Raw genomic sequence first — 19,480 nt, 5'->3', positions numbered from 1 at the left:
GGGACCTTGCTGCTGATGCAGCAAGGTCCCTTCGTTCGGTTCAGGTGCGCTCGATCGGCGGTCAGACCGTCAGACAGCTCGGCCCGAGCAATGCCTTCAGGTCGCCCATCAGCGCCGAGGACGGTTCGACCCGAAGGACGTCGTCGACCTTCCACAAGCTGATCTCGGTTCCGCCGATCAGCCGGACATGGACGTCGGACGTTCCGGGGTGCCTCGTCAGCACCTGCTTGAGAGCACTGAGCTTGTCCTTGGTGCATTGCCGAAGGGGCAGTGAGACCGACAGGGGGCGTGCGACCCCGATCGCCGAAATATCAGGCACCGCAAGGTCGTTGCCGATCAGCGACATCCGATCGTCTCGGATCGAGACGCGAGCCTTGACCAACACGATGGCATCCTCGGCGATGTCCATTCCGTACACCGCGTACGCCTGTGGGAAGAACAGCACCTCGATTCCACCCACGAGATCTTCGAGCTGCACGATGCACCAGGTCAGACCGTTCTTGTTGACCCGGCGGTCCACCGAGGCGATGATGCCGCCGAGAGTTACCTGGGCACCGTCCTGAACGCCGCCTTCGAGTATCGCGGCGATGGACGTGTCGGACTGCTGGCGAAGAATGTGCTCGACGCCGTTGAGCGGGTGACCGGAAACATACAGCCCCAGCATCTCTCGTTCGAGTGCCAGGCGATGCTTGGAGTCCCACTCCTCCTCGGGAATCTTGACGTCGAACACCGAGGTGATCGACTCGTCCGCCTCGGCACCGCCGAAGAGGTCGAACTGTCCGATCGCCTCTGCCTTCTTGGTGCTCATCACGGAATCGATGGCGTCGGCATGGACCAACATCAGGCCCTTGCGCGGGTGACCCAACGAGTCGAAAGCACCGGCCTTGATGAGAGATTCGGTGACCTTCTTGTTGCAAGCCATCGCGTCGATCTTGCCGAGATAGTCGGAGAAATCGGTGAACTTCGATTTCTCCGTGCGCGCCTTGATGATCGAGGCAACGACGTTGGCGCCGACGTTGCGCACCGACCCCATACCGAAACGGATGTCGTCGCCGACGGTCGCGAAGTCGACGCGTGACTCGTTGACGTCCGGTGGGAGAACTGTGATGCCCAACTTGCGGCAGTCGGCGAGGTAGATCGCGGACTTGTCCTTGTCGTCACCGACGGATGTGAGCAGACCTGCCATGTACTCGGCCGGGTAGTTCGCCTTGAGGTACGCAGTCCAGTACGACACGAGTCCGTAGCCGGCGGAGTGCGACTTGTTGAATGCGTACCCGGCGAAGGGAAGGACCGTGTCCCACAGCGCCTTGATGGCGGCTTCGCTGAAGTTGTTGTCCAACATGCCCTGCCGGAAGCCGGCGTAGGCCTTTTCCAGCTCGGACAGCTTCTTCTTACCCATGGCGCGACGCAGCAAGTCGGCCTGACCCAGGGTGTAACCGGCCACCTTCTGCGCCAGTTGCATGATCTGCTCCTGGTAGATGATCAGGCCGTATGTCTCCGAGAGGATCTCCGCTAGCGGCTCCTCCAGCTCGGGGTGAATCGGCTTGACGTCTTCCAAGGCGTTCTTGCGCTTGGCGTACGAGATGTGGGCGTCCACACCCATCGGTCCCGGTCGATACAGCGCCAATGCGGCGACGATGTCGCCGAATCCGGTGGGCTGCATCAGTTTCAGCAACTCGCGCATGCCGCCGCCGTCGAGCTGGAACACACCGAGAGTGTCGCCGCGGGCGAGCAGTTCGTATGTTGCCGCATCGTCCATCGGCAACGTGTCGAGGTCCAGGTCGATGCCGCGGTTGGCTTTGATGTTCTCGAGCGTGTCGCCGATAACCGTGAGGTTTCGCAGACCGAGGAAGTCCATCTTGAGCAGACCGATGGCTTCACACGATGGGTAGTCCCACCCGGTGATGATGGCGCCGTCCTGGGCGCGCTTCCAGACCGGGATTGCGTCGGTGAGCGGTTCGGACGACATGATGACCGCGCAGGCGTGCACACCGGCGTTGCGGATCAGCCCTTCCAGACCCACCGCGGTCTTGTAGATCTTCGCGACGTCCGGGCTGGAGTCGATGAGCGCTCGAACCTCGACTGCCTCCTTGTACCGCTCGTGCTTCGGATCGGTGATACCGGAAACCGAGATGTCCTTGGCCATGATGGGCGGCGGGAGCGCCTTGGTGATCTGATCGGCGATGGCAAAGCCCGGCTTGCCGAACTGGACGCGAGCCGAGTCCTTGATGGCAGCCTTGGTCTTGATGGTGCCGAAGGTGATGACCTGGGCGACCTTGTCGTTGCCCCACTTGTCCGTCGCGTAGCGAACCATCTCGCCGCGACGGCGATCATCGAAGTCGATATCGATATCGGGCATGGACACACGCTCGGGGTTGAGGAATCGCTCGAACAGCAACCCGTACGGGATGGGGTCGATGTTGGTGATACCCATCGCGTAGGCCACCAACGAACCGGCAGCCGATCCACGGCCGGGCCCGACGCGGATTCCGACGTCCTTGGCGTGGTTGATCAGGTCGCCGACCACCAGGAAGTAGGCCGGGAAGCCCATTTCGTTGATGACGCCGATCTCGTAGTCGGCGCGGGCGAGGTACTCCTGCGGAGGTCCGCTCGGGAAGCGGCGATCGAGTCCGCGCATCACCTCGGCGCGCAGGAAGGTCTGCTGCGTGTGACCCTCCGGGACCGGGAAGATCGGCATGCGGTCGTGGAACGCCCACACGTCCTCGTACGACTGCACACGCTCGCCGATGGCCACGGTGTTGTCGCACGCCCCCGGTACTTCGTTGTCCCAGATGGCGCGCATCTCGGCAGCGGACTTGAGGTAGTAGCCGTCGCCGTCGAACTTGAAGCGAGTGGGGTCGGACAGCGTCTTGCCGGTCTGGATGCAGAGCAGCGCCTCGTGGTTCTCGGCGGCGTCCTTGGTGACGTAATGGCAGTCGTTGGTGGCAAGTGGCGGAATACCGAGTTGCTTGCCGATGTCGAGGAGACCCTCGCGCACCCGCCGCTCGATCGAGAGACCGTGATCCATCAGTTCGAGGAAGAAGTTGTCCGGTCCCCAGATCTCCTGCCACTTCGCGGCAGCTTCGAGAGCCTCGCGATCGTGACCGAGACGAAGACGCGTCTGAATCTCACCCGAAGGGCAACCGGTGGTGGCGATAATGCCCTCGGCGTGCGCCGCGATGAGTTCCTCGTCCATGCGAGGCCACTTGCCGAGCTGTCCCTCGATTGACGCGAGAGAAGACAGCTTGAAGAGGTTTCGGAGCCCCGTGGCGTTCTCGGCCACCATCGTCATGTGCGTGTACGCGCCGCTACCGGAGACGTCGTCGGACTTCTGGCTGCGATCTCCCCAGAGAACTCGTTTGGTGTTGAAGCGAGACTCGGGTGCGATGTACGCCTCGATGCCGATGATCGGCTTGATGCCGGCACTCTTGGCCTCGTTGTAGAACTGGCTGGCGCCGTACATGTTTCCGTGGTCGGTCATGCCGACAGCGGTCATGTCGAGACGAGCGGCCTCCTCGAACATGGCGCCGACCTTGGCCGCACCGTCGAGCATCGAGTACTCGGTGTGATTGTGAAGATGTACGAACGAGTCAGCCACGTGCGCCTCTCTGAAGGTCTGGGAGCGAGATCGAGTGTATGCCGCGTTGCCGACACGTTCGGCGACCGCCATCGTGGAGTCGCAGTGTGCCGCCTCCGATCACGTGACCGGAACCTCAGGTTCGGCGCTCGACCTCATCGAACGCCGAGAACGTCGACTGGCGACGAAGGTGTCTGTCGTGAAGATCACCAGCGCAGCCCAGATCAGAACGAAGCCGATCCAGCGAGAGGCCGGCATGTCCTCGTGCATGACGGCCACACCCCACGCCATCTGCAGCGCCGGGGTGAGGTACTGCAGCATGCCCATCGTCGCCAACGGAACTCGCTGAGCGGCAACGCCGAACAGGAGCAGTGGCAGTGCAGTGACCGGGCCGGCGGCAAGCAGCAACAGGCTGTGTCCGGCGCCGCTGCTGATGAATGCACCGGCCCCGGTCAGGCCGAGAAACACGAGGTAGCCGACCGCGAAGGGTGCGGCGACGACTCCCTCGGCAGTCAAACTGGTTCGGGGATCGAGCGGAACCACCTTCTTGACCAGCCCGTAGGTGGCAAACGAACCGGCGAGCACCAATGCGACGATCGGCGGTTTTCCGAAGTCGACCGTAATCACGACAACTGCCGTGGCGGCGAGGACGAGGGCGGCGATCTGAGCGCGGCGCAATCGTTCGCGGAAGATCACGACGCCGAGCAACACGGTGACCAGCGGGTTGATGAAGTACCCGAGGGCCGCCTCCACGACGCGACCTGACACCACGGCATAGATGTACGTCCCCCAGTTCACCGCGATCGCCGCTGATGCCGCGGTCACCAGCAGCCAGGTGCGTGCGCTGATTCCGCGAAGCGATCCGAGGCGGCCGGCAAAGGCCAACACGATCAGCATCAACAGAAGGGTCCACACCACTCGGTGCGCAAGGATCTCGACCGGATCGGCGAAGTCGAGTAGTCCGAAGAATGCCGGGAACGTTCCCCACAACAGGAACGCCGCCACACCGTAGAGGATCCCCGAGGACGAACCGGACCTAGCGCGTTCGTCCTTGTTCACAGAACCGGAGTTCACGGAACCGGAGTTCACGGAACCGGAGTTCACGGGACCGGAGTTCACGGGACCGGACCGTCGTCGGGGCCGGGAGCAACGACGTCCGCGTACTCCGGCAGCAAGGGACGGATGGCCGCCAACCACGGCGAGGCGTCGGACGGCAACGCTTCCACTGCACGGACGTTCGAGTCATGTTCGATCGCTTCGAGTCCTTCGGGAGTAGCTCGCACCAGCACGCCCACCGCGCAGGCGCACCCGGCGGACAATTGCTTCGCCGACGCGAGCGCCACCTGTTGCTGACGATCGGTGTCGCCGCCGAGCGAGATCAGTCGCGTGGCTGCAACACCGGGCGATCTGCGCACTGCTTCGTCGTTGTCGGGAACGGGCACCGACATGAGCGGCGTCTGGACGCGCTCGATCGGAACTCGGAACATGACCCTGGACACGCGAACGCCCGAGACCTCAGCGCCCGGCACCTGAACACTGCTGGTCGACGTGATGACCTCGTCGACGGTGAGTGCCTTCGTGAACGAGACCAACGCCCACACCGGCTCATCGACCGACGCGACAGAATCTCGCGCTCGGTCGAGGTAGTCCGGCACAGCTTCCCCACTGTCCGGACCGAGAGTGTCCGTCGTGATCGGCGGGGTCGGCACGGGATTCGCGAACCCCACGCCCACCACCGCCGCCACACCGACCACCACCGCGACGACGGCCAGCGCGGGGGTAAGCCCGCGCGGTGTCATGAGGACCGGAGAACTTCGAGTGCGTGTTCGAGATCCTTCGGGTACTTGCTCTTGATCTCGACCCAGCGACCGTCCGCCGGGTGGGCGAAGCCGAGCGAGACTGCGTGCAGCCACTGGCGTTCGAGACCGAGCCTCTCGGCAAGTCGGGGGTCCGCGCCGTAGGTCAGGTCGCCGCAGCACGGATGGCGCAACGCCGAGAAGTGGACACGGATCTGGTGTGTGCGACCGGTTTCGAGGTGCACGTCCAGCAGACTCGCTGCCTGGAACGCCTCGATGGTGTCGTAGTGCGTGACGCTGGGCTTGCCGTCGGCCGTGACCGTGAACCGCCAGTCGTTCCCGTGGTGGCGTCCGATCGGGGCGTCGATGGTTCCGCTGCTCGGGTCGGGGTGTCCCTGCACGAGAGCGTGGTAGCGCTTGTCGATGGTCCGCTGCTTGAAAGCGCGCTTGAGCAAGGTGTATGCGCGCTCGGAGGTGGCAACCACCATGACACCCGACGTTCCGACGTCCAGACGGTGGACGATGCCCTGACGCTCGTGGGCACCGGACGTCGAGATACGGAAACCGGCCGCGGCAAGTCCGCCGATGACCGTCGGTCCCGTCCACCCGACGCTGGCGTGCGCGGCAACTCCGACGGGCTTGTCGACTGCAACGACGTCGTCGTCGGCGTAGAGGATCTCCATCCCCTCGACCGGTGTCGCCTCGATGGTCAGGGGCCGCGGCGGTTCGGGCAGGACAACCTCGAGCCACGATCCTGCGGTCAGACGATCGGACTTGCCGACCGCCACACCGTCGACGAGTACCGAACCCTCTTCCGCGAGTGTCGCGACCACGGTGCGCGAGAGTCCGAGAAGGCGCGCGAGGCCGGCATCGACCCGCATGGCGTCGAGGCCGTCGGGCACGGGCATCGAACGGGATTCCCTCACTTGGTTTCTCCCTCGGCTGCGGCCTTCGATTCGGTGAGCTTCTTGTCGTCCGCCTTGTGATCACGCAGGCGTTCGCCGTTGGGTTCGAAGCCGAAAAGAGTCAGTACGACAAGCAGGATCGCGCCACAGACGATCGCGGAATCCGCGATGTTGAACACGGGCCACCAACCGACGGAGACGAAGTCCACCACATGTCCGCGCATGATTCCGGGAGAGCGGAAGAATCGGTCGACGAGGTTACCCAGCGCGCCACCGAGAACGAGGCCGAGACCGAGCGCCCACCACGGTGATCGGAGCGTGCGACCGATCTTGATCACACCGATGACGACACCGATGGCGACGAGGGTGAGGATCCACGTCATCGACGTCGCCATCGAGAACGCTGCACCGGGATTGCGCACCATCGTGAATGTGACCACGTCACCGATGATTTCGATCGGCTGCCCCGGCTTGACCGCGGCGACTGCCCACACCTTCGTGAGAATGTCCGAGAGCAGGATGACAGCGGCGATGGCAATGAGCATGGTCAGCCGGCGGGGCTTTGCGACCGGCGCAACCGCCAGGTCACCGTCTTCCGATTTCACGTCTTCCGATTTCACGGCTTCCGGTTTCACGGTTTCGGGCTCGTCGGCCTTCGAGATTTCGGTAATCGGCTGATCCTCCGCGTTGACATCTCGGTCTGGGTGGTCTGTACTCACGCAACCATCATCCCTCATGTTCACCGCACCGGGTCACGCACTCTGCAACTGCGGCTAGCCTGGAGCGCGTGCCACTGCTGTCCACGACCGGCCGACGAGTTCCGTTCGCCCTCGCTGCCCTCGCTCTCACCACCGTTCTCACCGCTTGCGGCGACTCGGATCAACCTCCCACCACACCTACCTCGTCGCCGAGCGAAGTCACTGTTCCGGTGACCGCCGCCACCGTCGAGGTACTCGATGCGGGAAGCGAACCGCGCGAGGTGTTGCGCATGAACTTGCCTGTCGGCACCACGCAGACGGCGACGCTCGTCACCCAGGCGGTCGTGAGTCAGCAGATCGATCAACAGCCGGCACAAGATTTCTCTTCGCCGGAGATCACGATCCCGCTCTCGGCAAACGTGACCGCTGACGATCCCACCGCTGTCGTGGACCTGACGCTGTCGTCGATGACCTCGCCGGATGCAACGCTGCAGGCAGCGCTGAGCGGGGCCGACGGATCTGCGGCCGGATTGTCGGTCACGGATTCGGGCGCCATCACCGCCCTACGGTTGAAGCCGTCCGCCAACTCGGCCAATGCTGCCCGCGCTGCAATCGAACAGGCGCTCGGCCAAGCGGTCTACCGGACCGTTGCACTCCCCGACGCTCCGGTCGGTGTCGGCGCACGTTGGGTGGTTCGACAACAAGTCAGCAGTGAAATCCTGCTCGATCAGACAACCACCGTCACGCTCACCGCGCGGGAGGGCAATCGGCTTTCGCTCGCGGTGGACGTATCGCAGACCCCGCAGAGCCCGGTCTGGAACCTGGCCGGTGACGCCGGAACGCTGAACATCGATCAGTACGTCATGGCCGGCTCCGGAAACCTCACCGTCGACCTCTCGCTCCCCTTGCCGATCGCCGGACAGATGACCGTCGGCGGCGACCAGGCGTACGGCGATCCGGACAGCTCCTCGGTGATCCGGCAGACGATCTCCAACAGCATTCGGTGGGAATCGTGACACGCCGGTCGCTCGCACTGGGCCTGACAACAACGGCGGCACTGTTCGTCGTCACCGGTTGCGGCTCGGACGACTCTCCTAGTGCTGACACAACTACGCAGGTTTCCGCCCCACAGGTCGGCTTGGCGCCGTTCACAGCTGCTCCGGCCGCACCGCTGAGCGGGGCACCTCTCGACCGTGATGCGCTGCAACGAGCCGCGCTCACCCTCTCCGAACTACCTGCGGACTTCGACATAGTTCCCGACCCGGTCGACGACCTCGGCCTCGCACCGGCGCCGGAGAGTTCGGAGGCGGACAAGTCGAGCACCGACCCTGCCGTCTGCGCTCAGGTTCTGGCACCGATAGCCACCCAGGCCGCCGGATCCGTCGCCGACCTCTCCGACATGTTCACCGGCCCCGATTTCACGAGCATCGATCAGGACTCTGCTTCGTACGCCGACGGCGCAGCGGCAGCAGCAGCTTTCGAGAAACTTCAGACCACGCTGGCCGGGTGTGCGGAGTATTCAGGAACCGATGCCGACGGAACGACAATCACCTATCGCGTCGGCGGAGCATCGGACCCGAACGTCGGCGACGCGTCTTTCGCTTTCCGAATCATCACGGAGAGTGGCGGTTTCACCTTGGTCGCCGATGCGATCGTGGCCGCAGTCGGGACCACGTTGACCCAGGTGTCCGCAACTGCGCCGAGTCCGATCGCCCCCGACGTGCTGCACTCGATGGCATCGGCTGCCGCCGATCGCCTGCGCGCACAAACGCCCTGACAACGAGCGGATTAGACCCGTCTCGGCCTTACGCGAATGATTCGGGACCACAGACCCTTTGACAACTGCCCGTCCACACTGAACGGTGAGAGTAGGTACGAAACAGACCAACGCGACACACTGATGTGAGGAGCCAGAGTTCATGCCGGAACCCAGAAGGTCAGATCACACCGATTACGTAGCCGTCAATCCGATCTTCTCGAGGCCCGGCGAGGATTCGGTTGCATCGAAGTACACACTCGAACCCGACGGCATGCTTCCCGAGACCGCCTATCAGATCGTCCACGACGAAACGATGCTCGACGGCAATGCGCGGCTCAATCTCGCGACGTTCGTCAGCACGTGGATGGACGATCACGCCACCAAGCTGTATACCGAGTCGTTCGACAAGAACATGATCGACAAGGACGAGTATCCACAGACCGCCGCGATCGAAACCTATTGCTGGCGCATCCTTGCCGACCTCTGGCACTCGCCCTCCCCCAAGGACGCAATCGGTACCTCGACGATCGGTTCGTCCGAGGCGTGCATGCTCGGTGGCCTGGCGATGAAACGGCGCTGGCAGCACGCACGAAAAGCCGCGGGCAAGTCGACCGAAAAACCAAATCTCATCATGAGTTCCGCCGTCCAGGTGTGCTGGGAGAAATTCTGCAACTACTGGGACGTCGAGGCGCGCTACGTGCCGATCAGCGAGGAACACCGGACCCTCGACGGTCACGATCTGGACAAGTACGTCGACGAGAACACGATCGGCGTCGTCGCGATCATGGGTGTCACGTACACCGGGATGTACGAGCCGGTCCTGGAAATCTCGAAGGCACTCGACGCGATCCAGGAAAAGACGGGACTCGACGTTCCCATCCACGTCGACGGCGCTTCCGGCGCAATGATCGCCCCGTTCCTACAGCCCGAACTCGAATGGGATTTCCGGCTCCCACGCGTGCACTCCATCAACACCTCGGCGCACAAGTACGGACTCGTCTACCCCGGCCTCGGCTGGGTGGTCTGGCGATCGCAGGATCTACTTCCCGACGACCTCGTGTTCAAGGTGAGCTACCTCGGCGGCAGTATGCCGACCTTCGCGCTGAACTTCTCGCGGCCCGGCGCTCAGGTGATCCTGCAGTTCTACTTGTTCCTGCGTCTCGGCCACGACGGCTATCGCGCGATCCAGCAGTCCTCACAGGACGTGGCGAAATTCCTCGCCGAAGGAATCGGGAAATTGGACGCCTTCGAACTGTGGAACGACGGTTCCGACATCCCGGTCTTCGCGTGGCGCCTCGCCGAGGGCCACACGTCCAACTGGACGCTGTACGACCTGTCCGACCGACTGCGGGGCAAGGGCTGGTTGGTGCCGGCCTATCCCATGCCGGACGATCTCTCGGATCTGACAGTGCAGCGCATCGTGGTTCGTAACGGACTGAGCATGGACCTGGCAGCCAATCTGCTGCGCATCATCGAAGAGGAAACCGCGTTCCTCGACGAACTCGACAGCCCGATGCCGCGGCCACGCGTCACCGAGGGATTCCATCACTGACGACGCTCACTGCATGAAGAGCGGCCGCCGACTCCCTTTCGGGAGTCGACGGCCGCTCTGGTGTTTCAGGTGTTGCGCAGAGATCAAGCAGCGCAAGCAGGCGAGGTCAGACCTGCAACGCCGACGATCTGGCAAGCGGTGGTCTTCGAGAGCTTCCAGACGCCGTCCTCGTAGACGAACGAAGCCTGCAGACCCTGCTGCAGCGGCTGGCCGTTGACGACGATGTTCAGCGAAGCTGCGGCCGTCTCGCTACCCGTGTCGGTGACCGGGTCGAGGATCTCGACCTGCGCGCCGGCAGCCTTGGCGGCAGCGGCGACCTGGTTGATCAGCTCGGGATCCTGCTCGGCGCCCTGGACGAGGTTGACCTTGTCTGCGGCCGGAACGGTCTCGTCGAGTGCCTGAGCGACCTTGCCGTTGAGCTCAGCAGACGTCGGGAGCTCGGGAGCTGCAACGTCCGTGGTGCTGGTGGTGGCCGTCGCACTCTTGGACGTCGTGGTGGGTGAGTCGGTCTTGTCATCCGAGCCACAAGCGGTCATCGTCAGGGCTGCTGCGATCGCCACGGCTGCAACGGTCATCTTCTGAAGCTTCAACTTCTCAGTCCTATCCATTCGGGTGTTCACATTCGAGCGTCAGTCGAACATCGTGCTTGCTCGAGGATCGTCGACAACATTACCCAACGGTAAGCGGAAAAAGTCTAAGGACATCCTCAGAGAAGGCTGTCGACCGCATCTGCTACCTCGAGCACCTCATCCGATTCGGCGAAGGTTTTGGCTATTCCCGTTCCGCTGGAACGGGTTTCGAAGCGAACTGTCACCACTCCGTGCCCGGCACCCTGCACCCAACCGTGTCCGTATTCTGGATGCTTCACGTCCAAACCAGGGTGCCAGTAGCGCTGAGGGACGCGTGCGGCCACCGGAACGTCGAGTTCGGCCTCATCGAGGGCGCCCGTGAGAGTCTCGACCGGATAGCCGGGAACGTCCTGATCCAACTCGGGAAAAAGTGATCCTTGCCGAACGGTGGACAAACCCGCGAATCCCACACCGACCAGGCGAATCGGCCCCAATTCCTGTGGATCGATGACCTGTTTCTGCGCGGTCGCGACAAGGATTTGGCGGTCGATGGTGGCAAACGGCAACGTCACGGATCGCGTCAGAATGCTCATATCGGACTTCTTGAGCTTCAGTACGACGGTGCGAGCTGCTCTTCCGTCCTTCTCCAGCCTGGAAAATGCTGCGCGACCACTACTTTCGACGGCCGCGCGCAGTTGCGCCATAGTGACGATGTCTGCGGCGAACGTGGATTCCGCGCTGATCTGCTTGGATTCGGCACGCTCCGCGACCGGCCGGTCGTCGATCCCCTGCGCGAGCCGGTGCAACCCCGGTCCGACAGTGGTTCCGAGTATCGACGCCACCTCCGCTATGGGAGTGCGGGCAAACCCTCCGATGGTTTCGATGCCGAGACGCTTCAGCTTTTCCTCGGCAACAGGGCCGATCCCCCACAGCTTTCGCACCGGAAGTGGATCGAGCAACTCGTGCTGCATCCCGGGAGGAATCACTGCGACGCCGTCGGGCTTTGCCAGTCCCGACGCGATCTTGGCGACCTGCTTACCTGCGCCGGCACCGATCGAGGCGACCAACCCGGTCTCGGCTTTGATCAACGCCCGCAGGTCCTCACAAAACGCGCGGACCTCGTCGGCGCCGACTCCGGCCAATTCCACTGGTTCGCCGAATGCCTCGTCCACCGACAATTGCTCGAGGATCGGCATACGAAGGCGCAACGCGTCGAAGGTGCGTTTACTCAGAACTGAATACAACGACATCCGCGGTGGCAATACCACCGCTCCGCCACCGACCATCCGGCGTGCTTGGTGCATCGGCATTGCCGAACGCGCACCGAAAACTCTCGCTTCGTAACTTGCCCCGGCCACCACTCCGCGCCCGCCCAAGCCGCCGACCAGCACCGGGCGACCTCGCAGCGTGGGACGGGTCAACTGCTCGGCGGAGGCGAAAAACGCATCCATGTCGAGATGCAGCACCCACCTGCGACTTCGTGTGGGATCACCTTGATTCATCGGGAGTTACGGTTCTCTCAAAAGTAGGTGCAGAATTTACGTCCGCGCCTTCTTCTTGGGCGACTTCTTCTTCGGCAGGGGTAGTACGTCGGCAGTCCGTTGAATGAAGGCGTGCAGGTGATCGAGGTCCTGCAACCGTTCCTCCGTCACCCGGTAGTAATCCTTCGCTCCCGGGTACGGCGGAGCCAGATCCGCTTCTGATCCGAACTCCGCACTGACCTCGGTGGGTTTGACGAACAGAACGTCTCCGCAGATCAAGCCCACGATCTTCTCGTCGCAATACAATCCGTACTCGCCGAACATCGCCCTTGCCCGCACGTCGAGCGGTTCCAACTGCTCGAGAATGCGCGCCACGGTTTCCTTGCTCGTACTCATGAGAGCAAACTACTCCGGCACCCCGACATACAGACATTCATCGGGGAGCCGGAGTAGTTACGGCGGTATTAGACCTTCGTGATCGCGGCGCGGATACCGTCACCGAGATCGACGGCGTCGTCTCCCGCTTCACCCACCGAGAACGAGGTGGCCAGAACCTCACCGGCGATCAATTCGCGATGACGCTCCGCCCACTCCTTGCAGTCCTGCGGAACCTCGAGTACGACGTTGATCCGGTCCGAGACGTCCAAACCGGCGGCACGACGCGCATCCTGCAACTGACGGATACGGTCCTTCGCCCAGCCCTCGGCTTCGAGTTCCTCCGTCACGACGGAATCGAGTACGACGAGTCCCACACCGTCTGGCAATGCAGCCGTCGAATCAGGCTCGGCTGCAACCAGTTTCTGCGTGTACTCCTCGGGCAGCAGTTCGATGCCCGCCGCAACCACGACGCCGTCCGCGTTCTCGGTCCAGTCGCCCGCCTTGACCGCCTTGATGACAGTCTGAACGGACTTGCCCAGACGCGGTCCTGCAGCACGCGCGTTGACCGCGATCTCGAAGCGCCCGTGCACGTCGACGTCATCGGTCAGATCGACCTTCTTGACGTTGACCTCGTCGGCAATCAGTCCGAGGAACGGACGCAGACGCTCGGCATCCGGCGCCGCAACCGTGACCTCGGGCAGCGGAAGACGAACACGCAGATTCTGCGCCTTGCGCAGGCTCAGCACCGTGGAGCACACGGTCCGGACGTCGTCCATCGCCGCTACCAGCTCGGGGTTCGCGGGGAGCTCCGACGCCTCCGGCCAATCAGCCAGGTGAACCGAGCGCTCCCCGGTCAACCCGCGCCAGATCACCTCGGATACCAGCGGCAACAGCGGCGCAGCGAGACGCGTCACGACCTCGAGCACGGTGTGCAGGGTGTCTATCGCGTCGCGATCCTCGTCCCAGAACCGCGAACGAGACCGTCGCACATACCAGTTGGTGAGCGCATCACAGAACAACCGAAGCTCGTCGCACGCGCCGGCGATGTCGTTGACCTCGAGGGCCTCGGTGATCACGTCGCGGGTGGTAGCGAGCTTGGCCAGGATGTACTGATCGAGGATGTTCTCCGAATCGGTACGCCACACACCGGATTCCGGCGCGTACAACTGCAAGAAGCTCCAGGCGTTCCACAGCGGGAGCAACGCCTGACGTACGCCTTCGCGGATGCCCTGCTCGGTCACGATGAGGTTTCCGCCGCGCAAGATCGGCGAAGACATCAGGAACCATCGCATGGCATCGCTGCCGTCGCGGTTGAACACCTCCTTCACGTCCGGGTAGTTGCCCTTGGACTTGCTCATCTTCAGTCCGTCGTCGCCGAGCACGATGCCGTGCGCAGCAACGGTTTTGAACGCCGGACGATCGAAGAGTGCGGTTGCCAGTACGTGCAGCGTGTAGAACCAGCCGCGAGTCTGCCCGTTGTACTCGACGATGAAATCGCCCGGGAAATGGCCCTCGAACCATTCACGGTTCTCGAATGGGTAGTGCACCTGCGCGTACGGCATCGAACCGGATTCGAACCAGCAGTCGAGCACCTCGGGAACGCGGCGCATCATCGACTTCCCGGTCGGGTCGTCGGGGTTCGGACGGACCAGGTCGTCGATCATCGGGCGATGCAGATCGGTCGGACGCACACCGAAGTCTGCCTCCAACTGATCGAGCGAGCCGTACACGTCCGTACGCGGGTACTGCGGATCGTCCGACACCCACACCGGGATCGGGCTGCCCCAGTAACGGTTTCGGCTGATGTTCCAGTCTCGTGCACCTTCGAGCCACTTGCCGAACTGGCCGTCACGGATGTGCTCGGGCACCCAGGTGATGTCTTTGTTCAGCTCGACCATGCGATCTCGGAACTTGGTGACCGCGACGAACCACGAGGGAACCGCCATGTAGATGAGCGGCTGCCCACTGCGCCAACTGTGTGGGTACGAGTGCTCGATCGTCTCGTGCCGCAGCAGCTTTCCGGCAGCCTTGAGGTCCTTGATGATGACCGGGCTGGCGTCGAACACCATCAGGCCCTCGTACGGCGGAACCATCGAGGTGAACTTTCCACCCGGATCGAGCGGCTGTACGACCTCGATACCGTTGGCCGTGGCCACGTCCATATCCTCTTCACCGAAAGCCGGTGCGAGGTGGACGATTCCGGTTCCGGAGTCGGTTGTCACGTAGTCCGCCGAGAGCACGACGTGCGCATTCGGATGTCCGAGGAAGAAGTCGAACGGCGGTGTGTACGACAGTCCGACCAGTTCGGCGCCCTTGTGACGGGAAACGACCTCGGGGTCCTCCCCCAGCTCACGTGCGTAATGAGCTACCCGTGCTTCTGCGAGCACGTACCGCTTTCCGTCCTCGCCGAGCACCTGGACGTAGTCGACCTCGGGATGAACCGCAGTGGCCAAGTTGGACGGCAGTGTCCACGGAGTCGTGGTCCAGATGATCGCGTTTGCGCCGTCGAGGGGTGAACCCGGAGCGACCAGCGGCATGTCGACCGTGACTGCAGGATCCTGACGCATCTTGTACGCATCGTCGAGGCGAGTCTCCTGATTGGACAGTGGAGTCTGCTCGTACCAGCTGTAGGGCAGCACACGGAAGCCCTGATAGATCAGGCCCTTGTCGTGCAGCTCCTTGAAGGCCCACATGACGGACTCCATGAAGTCGACGTCCAGGGTCTTGTAGTCGTTGTCGAAATCGACCCAGCGCGCCTGGCGGGTGACGTAGTCACGCCACTCGTCGGTGTACTTGAGCACCGAGGCCTTGCAGTACTCGTTGAACTTGGCCAGACCCATGACTTCGATCTCGGCCTTGTCCTTGATGCCGAGCTGCTTCTCCGCTTCGAGCTCTGCCGGAAGGCCGTGGCAATCCCAGCCGAAGCGTCGTTCGACCTTGCGTCCACGCATTGTCTGGAAGCGCGGCACCAGGTCCTTGACGTACCCCGTCAGCAGGTGGCCGTAGTGCGGCAAACCGTTTGCGAATGGCGGTCCGTCGTAGAAAACGAACTCTTCGTTACCGTCCCGATTGGAAACCGACGCACGGAAGGTGTCGTCGTCGTCCCACTGTTTCAGGACTTTCTGTTCCAGTTCGGGGAACTTGACTCCGGTGTCGGCGGGGACACCGTAGTCGACTTTGGGATACCCGTTACTCGCCATGGCGATCTCCTCGTGCCAGTCGGACTCGGCACGGGGACGACGTGACGCTTGTGCGCCGACACCGCGGTACCACCCCGTTTGCACCCCGCAGATCCGTGCTTTCACACCGGATCTCGAGCTGCCACTCGATCGAGCTGTGACGGGCTCACCCGTTCGGTTCTACTGGGTCCTCGACACGTACGAAAGCGTCGACAACCGTTCTTCCGAAAGCTCCCCGGTGATTGCCGGATCACAGCCTGGTATTCGTGTTGGACAGTCTAATACTCGTCCTGGACCTTGTCGGAACTCGCCCTAGGACTTGTCGGGGGCACCCGGCGACCCGCCGTGGTTTCCCTGATTGTCGTCGTTGGCAGTAGCTGCATCATCGGTCGAGGAATCCGAGGAACTCTCGACTCGACCGTAAGGCGACGACACGCCGCTGCCCGATATCGGGTCATCCAACGAAGGAACCGCCTTCCTGCTGGTCAGCGCACTGACCAGCAGGAGGACGGCACCTGCTACACAAATCGCGATACATGCCCACGCCCAGATCAGCGACCCTGTGGTCAGGGCAACGATCAGGAGAGCGAAGCCAACTCCCGCGAGAACCAACGTCACGACCAGCACGTATCAACCTTTGTCCGGTCCGATAGCTGAGCCGACGAGGCGCTCTCGGTCAGCTGTTTCCCTTGGCGAAGGACGGGCTGTAGGAATCCTGTCCACCGTCGACCGGAACGGCCGAGCCACGCTGTTCGAGCTCTTCGAGCTGCGATTCCAGGTAGGACTTCAGGCGCACCCGGTACTCACGTTCGAACGTCTTGAGCTGCTCGATACGGCCCTCGAGGACCGAACGCTGCTGGTTGATGGTCGCCATGATTTCGGTGTGCTTCTTCTCGGCGTCTGCCTTGAGAGCGTCTGCCTTCTCCTGAGCCTGGCGAAGCTGGGTCTCGGAGCGAGTCTGAGCGTCGGTCAGCATTGCCTCCGACTTGTTGCGCGCATCCGCGATCATGCCGTCGGCCTTGCTGCGAGCCTCGCTCATGAGCTGCTCGGAGTTGGTGCGAGCACTGCCGAGCAGCTGCTCGGATTCGGTCTTGGCATCGTTGGTGAGGCGATCCGCCATCTCCTGAGCCAGTCCGAGGACCTTCGCGGCCTGCATGTGGGTGTCGCCACTCTGCGGCGCTGCAACGGCAGCGGCGGCGGGAACCGGAGCTGCAACGGGTGCAGGCTTGGGCGGTTCGACAACCCGAGCGGGCTCCGGCTTGGGCTGCGCTGCGACGGGTGCTGCCTGCTGAGCAGGTGCCGGCGACTTCTTGGCAGCCGCGAGCTCCTGATCCAGCTCACCTACGCGCTGGCGCAGGTCCGCATTCTCTTCGATGAGCTGCGACAGCGCCTGCTCGACGAGGTCGAGGAATGCGTCGACCTCGTCCTCGTTGTAGCCACGCTTGCCGATAGGCGGCTTGCTGAACGCAACGTTGTGCACGTCAGCTGGAGTCAGTTGCGGCATGGAAGGATCCCTTCACGCGTCATTTGGCGGTCTAGCAAGCATTCAGTTGCAACACAGTCTACGTAGTGGCGAACCACCGGATGAGTTATGGCTTCCATTCTGGCATACCACTCACTCGGACTGCGCTCAGCGAACAACCGACATCAGGATGATGACGATGAAAAGCAAGACCATGATGGATAGATCCAAGCGAACTCCACCGAGGTTGATCGGGGGGATCAACCTGCGGAGCAGTTTCACCGGAGGATCGGTGATCGTAAAAATGGTTTCGAGAATGACAGCGACCAATCCGGTCGGTCGCCAATCTCTGGCAAACGAACGAACGAACTCGACGATCACTCTGCCGATCAGCAACAGCCAGAAGACAACCAGCACCAGATAGATCACAGAGAGAAGCGCGTCCACACCCTCACTCTGCCTGACTTCTGCGGTGTGTCCAAAACAGACACACCGCAGCAATTCCGGAACCGGCCCGCATCGAGTCCGTCTTGTAACGGCCGGCGATGGGTCCGAATGCGGCGTCCGCCGAGACGGGCCGCCGTTCGAATGTGCTCACGTCACCCCTGCTCAGGGGCCGGACTGCGGTCGAGACCATCATTTCTGGCTGTAGAAACCCGTCTCCGCGATACGACGGCGTTCCTCAGCGGAAACGTCGATGTCAGCCGGTGAGAGAAGAAACACTTTGGTGGCTACCTTGTCGAAAGAACCACGCAATGCGAACGCCAGGCCGGCCGCGAAATCGACCAGACGCTTCGCGTCGGCGTTGCTCATGTCGACCAGATCCATGATGACGGGAGTGCCGTCGCGGAACCGCTCACCGATGGTGCGGGCCTCTGCGTAGCTCTGCGGACGCAGTGTCGTGATCTTGGCGAGCGGGCCGCCGTCATCGACAACAGGCGCACGTCGCGCTTCGGGACGCTCTGCACGGGCGTCGACCGCGAGGTTTCCACGGCTTGCCGGACGCGGCGACATCGCCGGGCGGCTACTGCGGCTGGGAACGGTGTCGACGCGAGGCCGGGAATCGTAGCGATCGAACTCCGCGTCCTCTTCGTCACGACGACTGGGCGCGTAGCTCGCCTTCGAGAAGGCAGGTTCGACGAACTCGCGGTCGTCGCGCTCGGCATAGCCGTCGTGACTACGACGGGGTGCGCGGCGAGCCTGATCGGGCTCCTCCACGTATTCGTCCTCGTAGTCATCGAGGGGAACCATGCCGAAGTAAGCCTTGAACTTATGCAGGTTGCTCATTGATCGACCTTCCTTGGCGCGGCGGAATCAATCCGACTGCGACCGGTCGCAGCGGTGTGGACGGGTTGGGCGATCACCTGAGCGATCACCTCGAGATTACTGGTCGTGAGCCGAGCAGTGCGGTTCCGACACGCACGCACGTTGATCCGTGGCGCACTGCGGCCTCCAGATCACCGGTCATGCCAGCCGAGAGTTCGGTTGCCCGGGGATGCGATTCGAGAATCAAAAGATGTGCCCTGCGGAGGATTTCGAACTGCTCGTCCGGATCTGATCCAAGTGGCGGGACGGCCATCAGTCCCGCAAATTCGAGACCTTCGGCTGATTCGATCCGCTCGGCGAGAGGGGTTAGCTCTCCCGTCGGAACTCCGCCACGCGCAGGGTCTCCGTCGAGACTTACCTGGATGAGCACCCGCAGCGGCGCTTTACGCTCCCCGTCGGACAAAGCTCCGAGCGCCGCCCGATCGAGTGCATCGGCTAGTCGTGCACTGTCCACCGAGTGAATTGCGTAGGCCCACTTCGCTACCGAACGCGCTTTGTTGCGCTGCAACTGCCCGATCATGTGCCAGCGAACCGGATCGTCGATCGCCCCGCTCTGTGCAGCGCCGTCGAAGTCCGCGACCTTCTCCACTGCTTCCTGCTCACGAGACTCACCGAATTCACGGCAACCCAGTTCGTACAGGATTCGGGCGTCGGACGCCGGAAAGAATTTGGTAACTGGCAGCAGTGCTACGTCGGAAACTTCACGACCGGCGGCAAGGCAGGCGGCCGCCAGCCGCGCACGCACCGAGTCGAGTGCCGTCGATATTTCTGTCAGCCGCATATCCGTCTGGCGCATTT

At 62.8% G+C, this 19,480-nt stretch carries 16 protein-coding genes and 1 pseudogene; 3 read left to right on the top strand and 14 right to left on the bottom strand.

Translation table 11 applies throughout. The features are described from left to right. Positions 1-61: 61 nt before the first annotated feature. From dnaE to lspA, 5 genes are all read right to left on the bottom strand, one after another. A complete protein-coding gene (dnaE, locus tag EEB12_RS27090; RefSeq protein WP_141488838.1) occupies positions 62-3,598 on the bottom strand; it encodes a DNA polymerase III subunit alpha in 3,537 nt (1,178 codons plus the stop codon). Between the two features lie 99 nt (positions 3,599-3,697). Beyond that, the gene (rarD, locus tag EEB12_RS27085) at positions 3,698-4,636 is read right to left on the bottom strand and encodes an EamA family transporter RarD (protein WP_141488913.1); all 939 of its coding nucleotides are present in this window, start codon (positions 4,634-4,636) and stop codon (positions 3,698-3,700) included. Positions 4,637-4,692: 56 nt separating this feature from the next. Further along, positions 4,693-5,376 (bottom strand): hypothetical protein, encoded by a 684-nt coding sequence (locus EEB12_RS27080; protein ID WP_141488837.1) that lies wholly within the window; start codon positions 5,374-5,376, stop codon positions 4,693-4,695. Next, complete coding sequence (locus tag EEB12_RS27075; protein WP_007733161.1) at positions 5,373-6,299, bottom strand: RluA family pseudouridine synthase; 927 nt, start codon at positions 6,297-6,299, stop codon at positions 5,373-5,375. The genes EEB12_RS27080 and EEB12_RS27075 overlap by 4 nt, the downstream gene beginning before the upstream one ends. After that, complete coding sequence (gene lspA, locus EEB12_RS27070; RefSeq protein ID WP_141488836.1) at positions 6,296-6,997, bottom strand: signal peptidase II; 702 nt, start codon at positions 6,995-6,997, stop codon at positions 6,296-6,298. The genes EEB12_RS27075 and lspA overlap by 4 nt, the downstream gene beginning before the upstream one ends. A 68-nt stretch (positions 6,998-7,065) precedes the next feature. On the opposite strand from lspA, the gene EEB12_RS27065 reads away from it, so the two are divergent. The 3 genes from EEB12_RS27065 (at position 7,066) to EEB12_RS27055 (ending at position 10,287) form a co-directional block, all read left to right on the top strand. After that, on the top strand, positions 7,066-7,992 hold the full coding sequence (locus EEB12_RS27065; protein ID WP_097387282.1) for a hypothetical protein: 927 nt from the start codon (positions 7,066-7,068) through the stop codon (positions 7,990-7,992). Next, positions 7,989-8,753, top strand: a complete 765-nt coding sequence (locus tag EEB12_RS27060) for a sensor domain-containing protein (RefSeq protein ID WP_232816917.1) — start codon at positions 7,989-7,991, stop codon at positions 8,751-8,753. Before EEB12_RS27065 ends, EEB12_RS27060 begins: the two co-directional genes overlap by 4 nt. 142 nt (positions 8,754-8,895) lie before the next feature. Then, positions 8,896-10,287 carry a glutamate decarboxylase gene (locus EEB12_RS27055; RefSeq protein WP_021344553.1) on the top strand — a complete coding sequence of 464 codons (1,392 nt, stop codon included), beginning with the start codon at positions 8,896-8,898 and terminating at the stop codon, positions 10,285-10,287. Between the two features lie 83 nt (positions 10,288-10,370). On the opposite strand, the gene EEB12_RS27050 is transcribed toward EEB12_RS27055, so the two are convergent. The 9 genes and pseudogenes from EEB12_RS27050 to EEB12_RS27005 all read right to left on the bottom strand — a co-directional run bounded on the left by EEB12_RS27050 (position 10,371) and on the right by EEB12_RS27005 (position 19,478). Further along, on the bottom strand, positions 10,371-10,862 hold the full coding sequence (locus EEB12_RS27050) for a hypothetical protein (protein ID WP_228117853.1): 492 nt from the start codon (positions 10,860-10,862) through the stop codon (positions 10,371-10,373). A gap of 131 nt (positions 10,863-10,993) precedes the next feature. Then, positions 10,994-12,322: a DNA polymerase IV gene (locus EEB12_RS27045; protein WP_021344555.1), complete on the bottom strand. Its 1,329-nt coding sequence runs from the start codon at positions 12,320-12,322 to the stop codon at positions 10,994-10,996. A gap of 72 nt (positions 12,323-12,394) precedes the next feature. Then, complete coding sequence (locus tag EEB12_RS27040; protein WP_021344556.1) at positions 12,395-12,733, bottom strand: TfoX/Sxy family protein; 339 nt, start codon at positions 12,731-12,733, stop codon at positions 12,395-12,397. A 68-nt stretch (positions 12,734-12,801) separates the two neighbouring features. Continuing rightward, positions 12,802-15,915 (bottom strand): isoleucine--tRNA ligase, encoded by a 3,114-nt coding sequence (ileS, locus tag EEB12_RS27035; RefSeq protein ID WP_141488835.1) that lies wholly within the window; start codon positions 15,913-15,915, stop codon positions 12,802-12,804. Between the two features lie 420 nt (positions 15,916-16,335). Beyond that, a pseudogene (locus tag EEB12_RS31165) lies at positions 16,336-16,521 on the bottom strand (hypothetical protein); the annotation flags it as partial. A gap of 49 nt (positions 16,522-16,570) precedes the next feature. Then, a complete protein-coding gene (locus EEB12_RS27025; RefSeq protein WP_003941722.1) occupies positions 16,571-17,398 on the bottom strand; it encodes a DivIVA domain-containing protein in 828 nt (275 codons plus the stop codon). Between the two features lie 126 nt (positions 17,399-17,524). Continuing rightward, positions 17,525-17,803: a YggT family protein gene (locus EEB12_RS27020; protein WP_003941780.1), complete on the bottom strand. Its 279-nt coding sequence runs from the start codon at positions 17,801-17,803 to the stop codon at positions 17,525-17,527. A gap of 189 nt (positions 17,804-17,992) precedes the next feature. Then, a complete protein-coding gene (locus tag EEB12_RS27010; protein WP_141488833.1) occupies positions 17,993-18,643 on the bottom strand; it encodes a cell division protein SepF in 651 nt (216 codons plus the stop codon). Positions 18,644-18,728: 85 nt separating this feature from the next. Then, positions 18,729-19,478 (bottom strand): YggS family pyridoxal phosphate-dependent enzyme, encoded by a 750-nt coding sequence (locus EEB12_RS27005; protein ID WP_019748868.1) that lies wholly within the window; start codon positions 19,476-19,478, stop codon positions 18,729-18,731. Between the last annotated feature and the right edge of the window lie 2 nt (positions 19,479-19,480).

The sequence above is a fragment of the Rhodococcus sp. WS1 genome (assembly GCF_003797745.1).
Taxonomy (GTDB): Bacteria; Actinomycetota; Actinomycetes; order Mycobacteriales; family Mycobacteriaceae; genus Rhodococcus_F; species Rhodococcus_F erythropolis.
Note: the sequence above shows the minus strand (reverse complement) of the source record. Positions and strands in the feature narration are given on the sequence as shown.

Excerpts from the sequence above, each read along its gene's own strand:
- EEB12_RS27080 (WP_141488837.1), bottom strand. The coding sequence starts at position 5,376 with ATGACACCGCGCGGGCTTACCCCCGCGCTGGCCGTCGTCGCGGTGGTG.
- EEB12_RS27055 (WP_021344553.1), top strand. The coding sequence starts at position 8,896 with ATGCCGGAACCCAGAAGGTCAGATCACACCGATTACGTAGCCGTCAAT.
- EEB12_RS27050 (WP_228117853.1), bottom strand. The coding sequence starts at position 10,862 with ATGACCGTTGCAGCCGTGGCGATCGCAGCAGCCCTGACGATGACCGCT.
- EEB12_RS27040 (WP_021344556.1), bottom strand. The coding sequence starts at position 12,733 with ATGAGTACGAGCAAGGAAACCGTGGCGCGCATTCTCGAGCAGTTGGAA.
- ileS (WP_141488835.1), bottom strand. The coding sequence starts at position 15,915 with ATGGCGAGTAACGGGTATCCCAAAGTCGACTACGGTGTCCCCGCCGAC.
- EEB12_RS27025 (WP_003941722.1), bottom strand. The coding sequence starts at position 17,398 with ATGCCGCAACTGACTCCAGCTGACGTGCACAACGTTGCGTTCAGCAAG.
- EEB12_RS27010 (WP_141488833.1), bottom strand. The coding sequence starts at position 18,643 with ATGAGCAACCTGCATAAGTTCAAGGCTTACTTCGGCATGGTTCCCCTC.
- EEB12_RS27005 (WP_019748868.1), bottom strand. The coding sequence starts at position 19,478 with ATGCGCCAGACGGATATGCGGCTGACAGAAATATCGACGGCACTCGAC.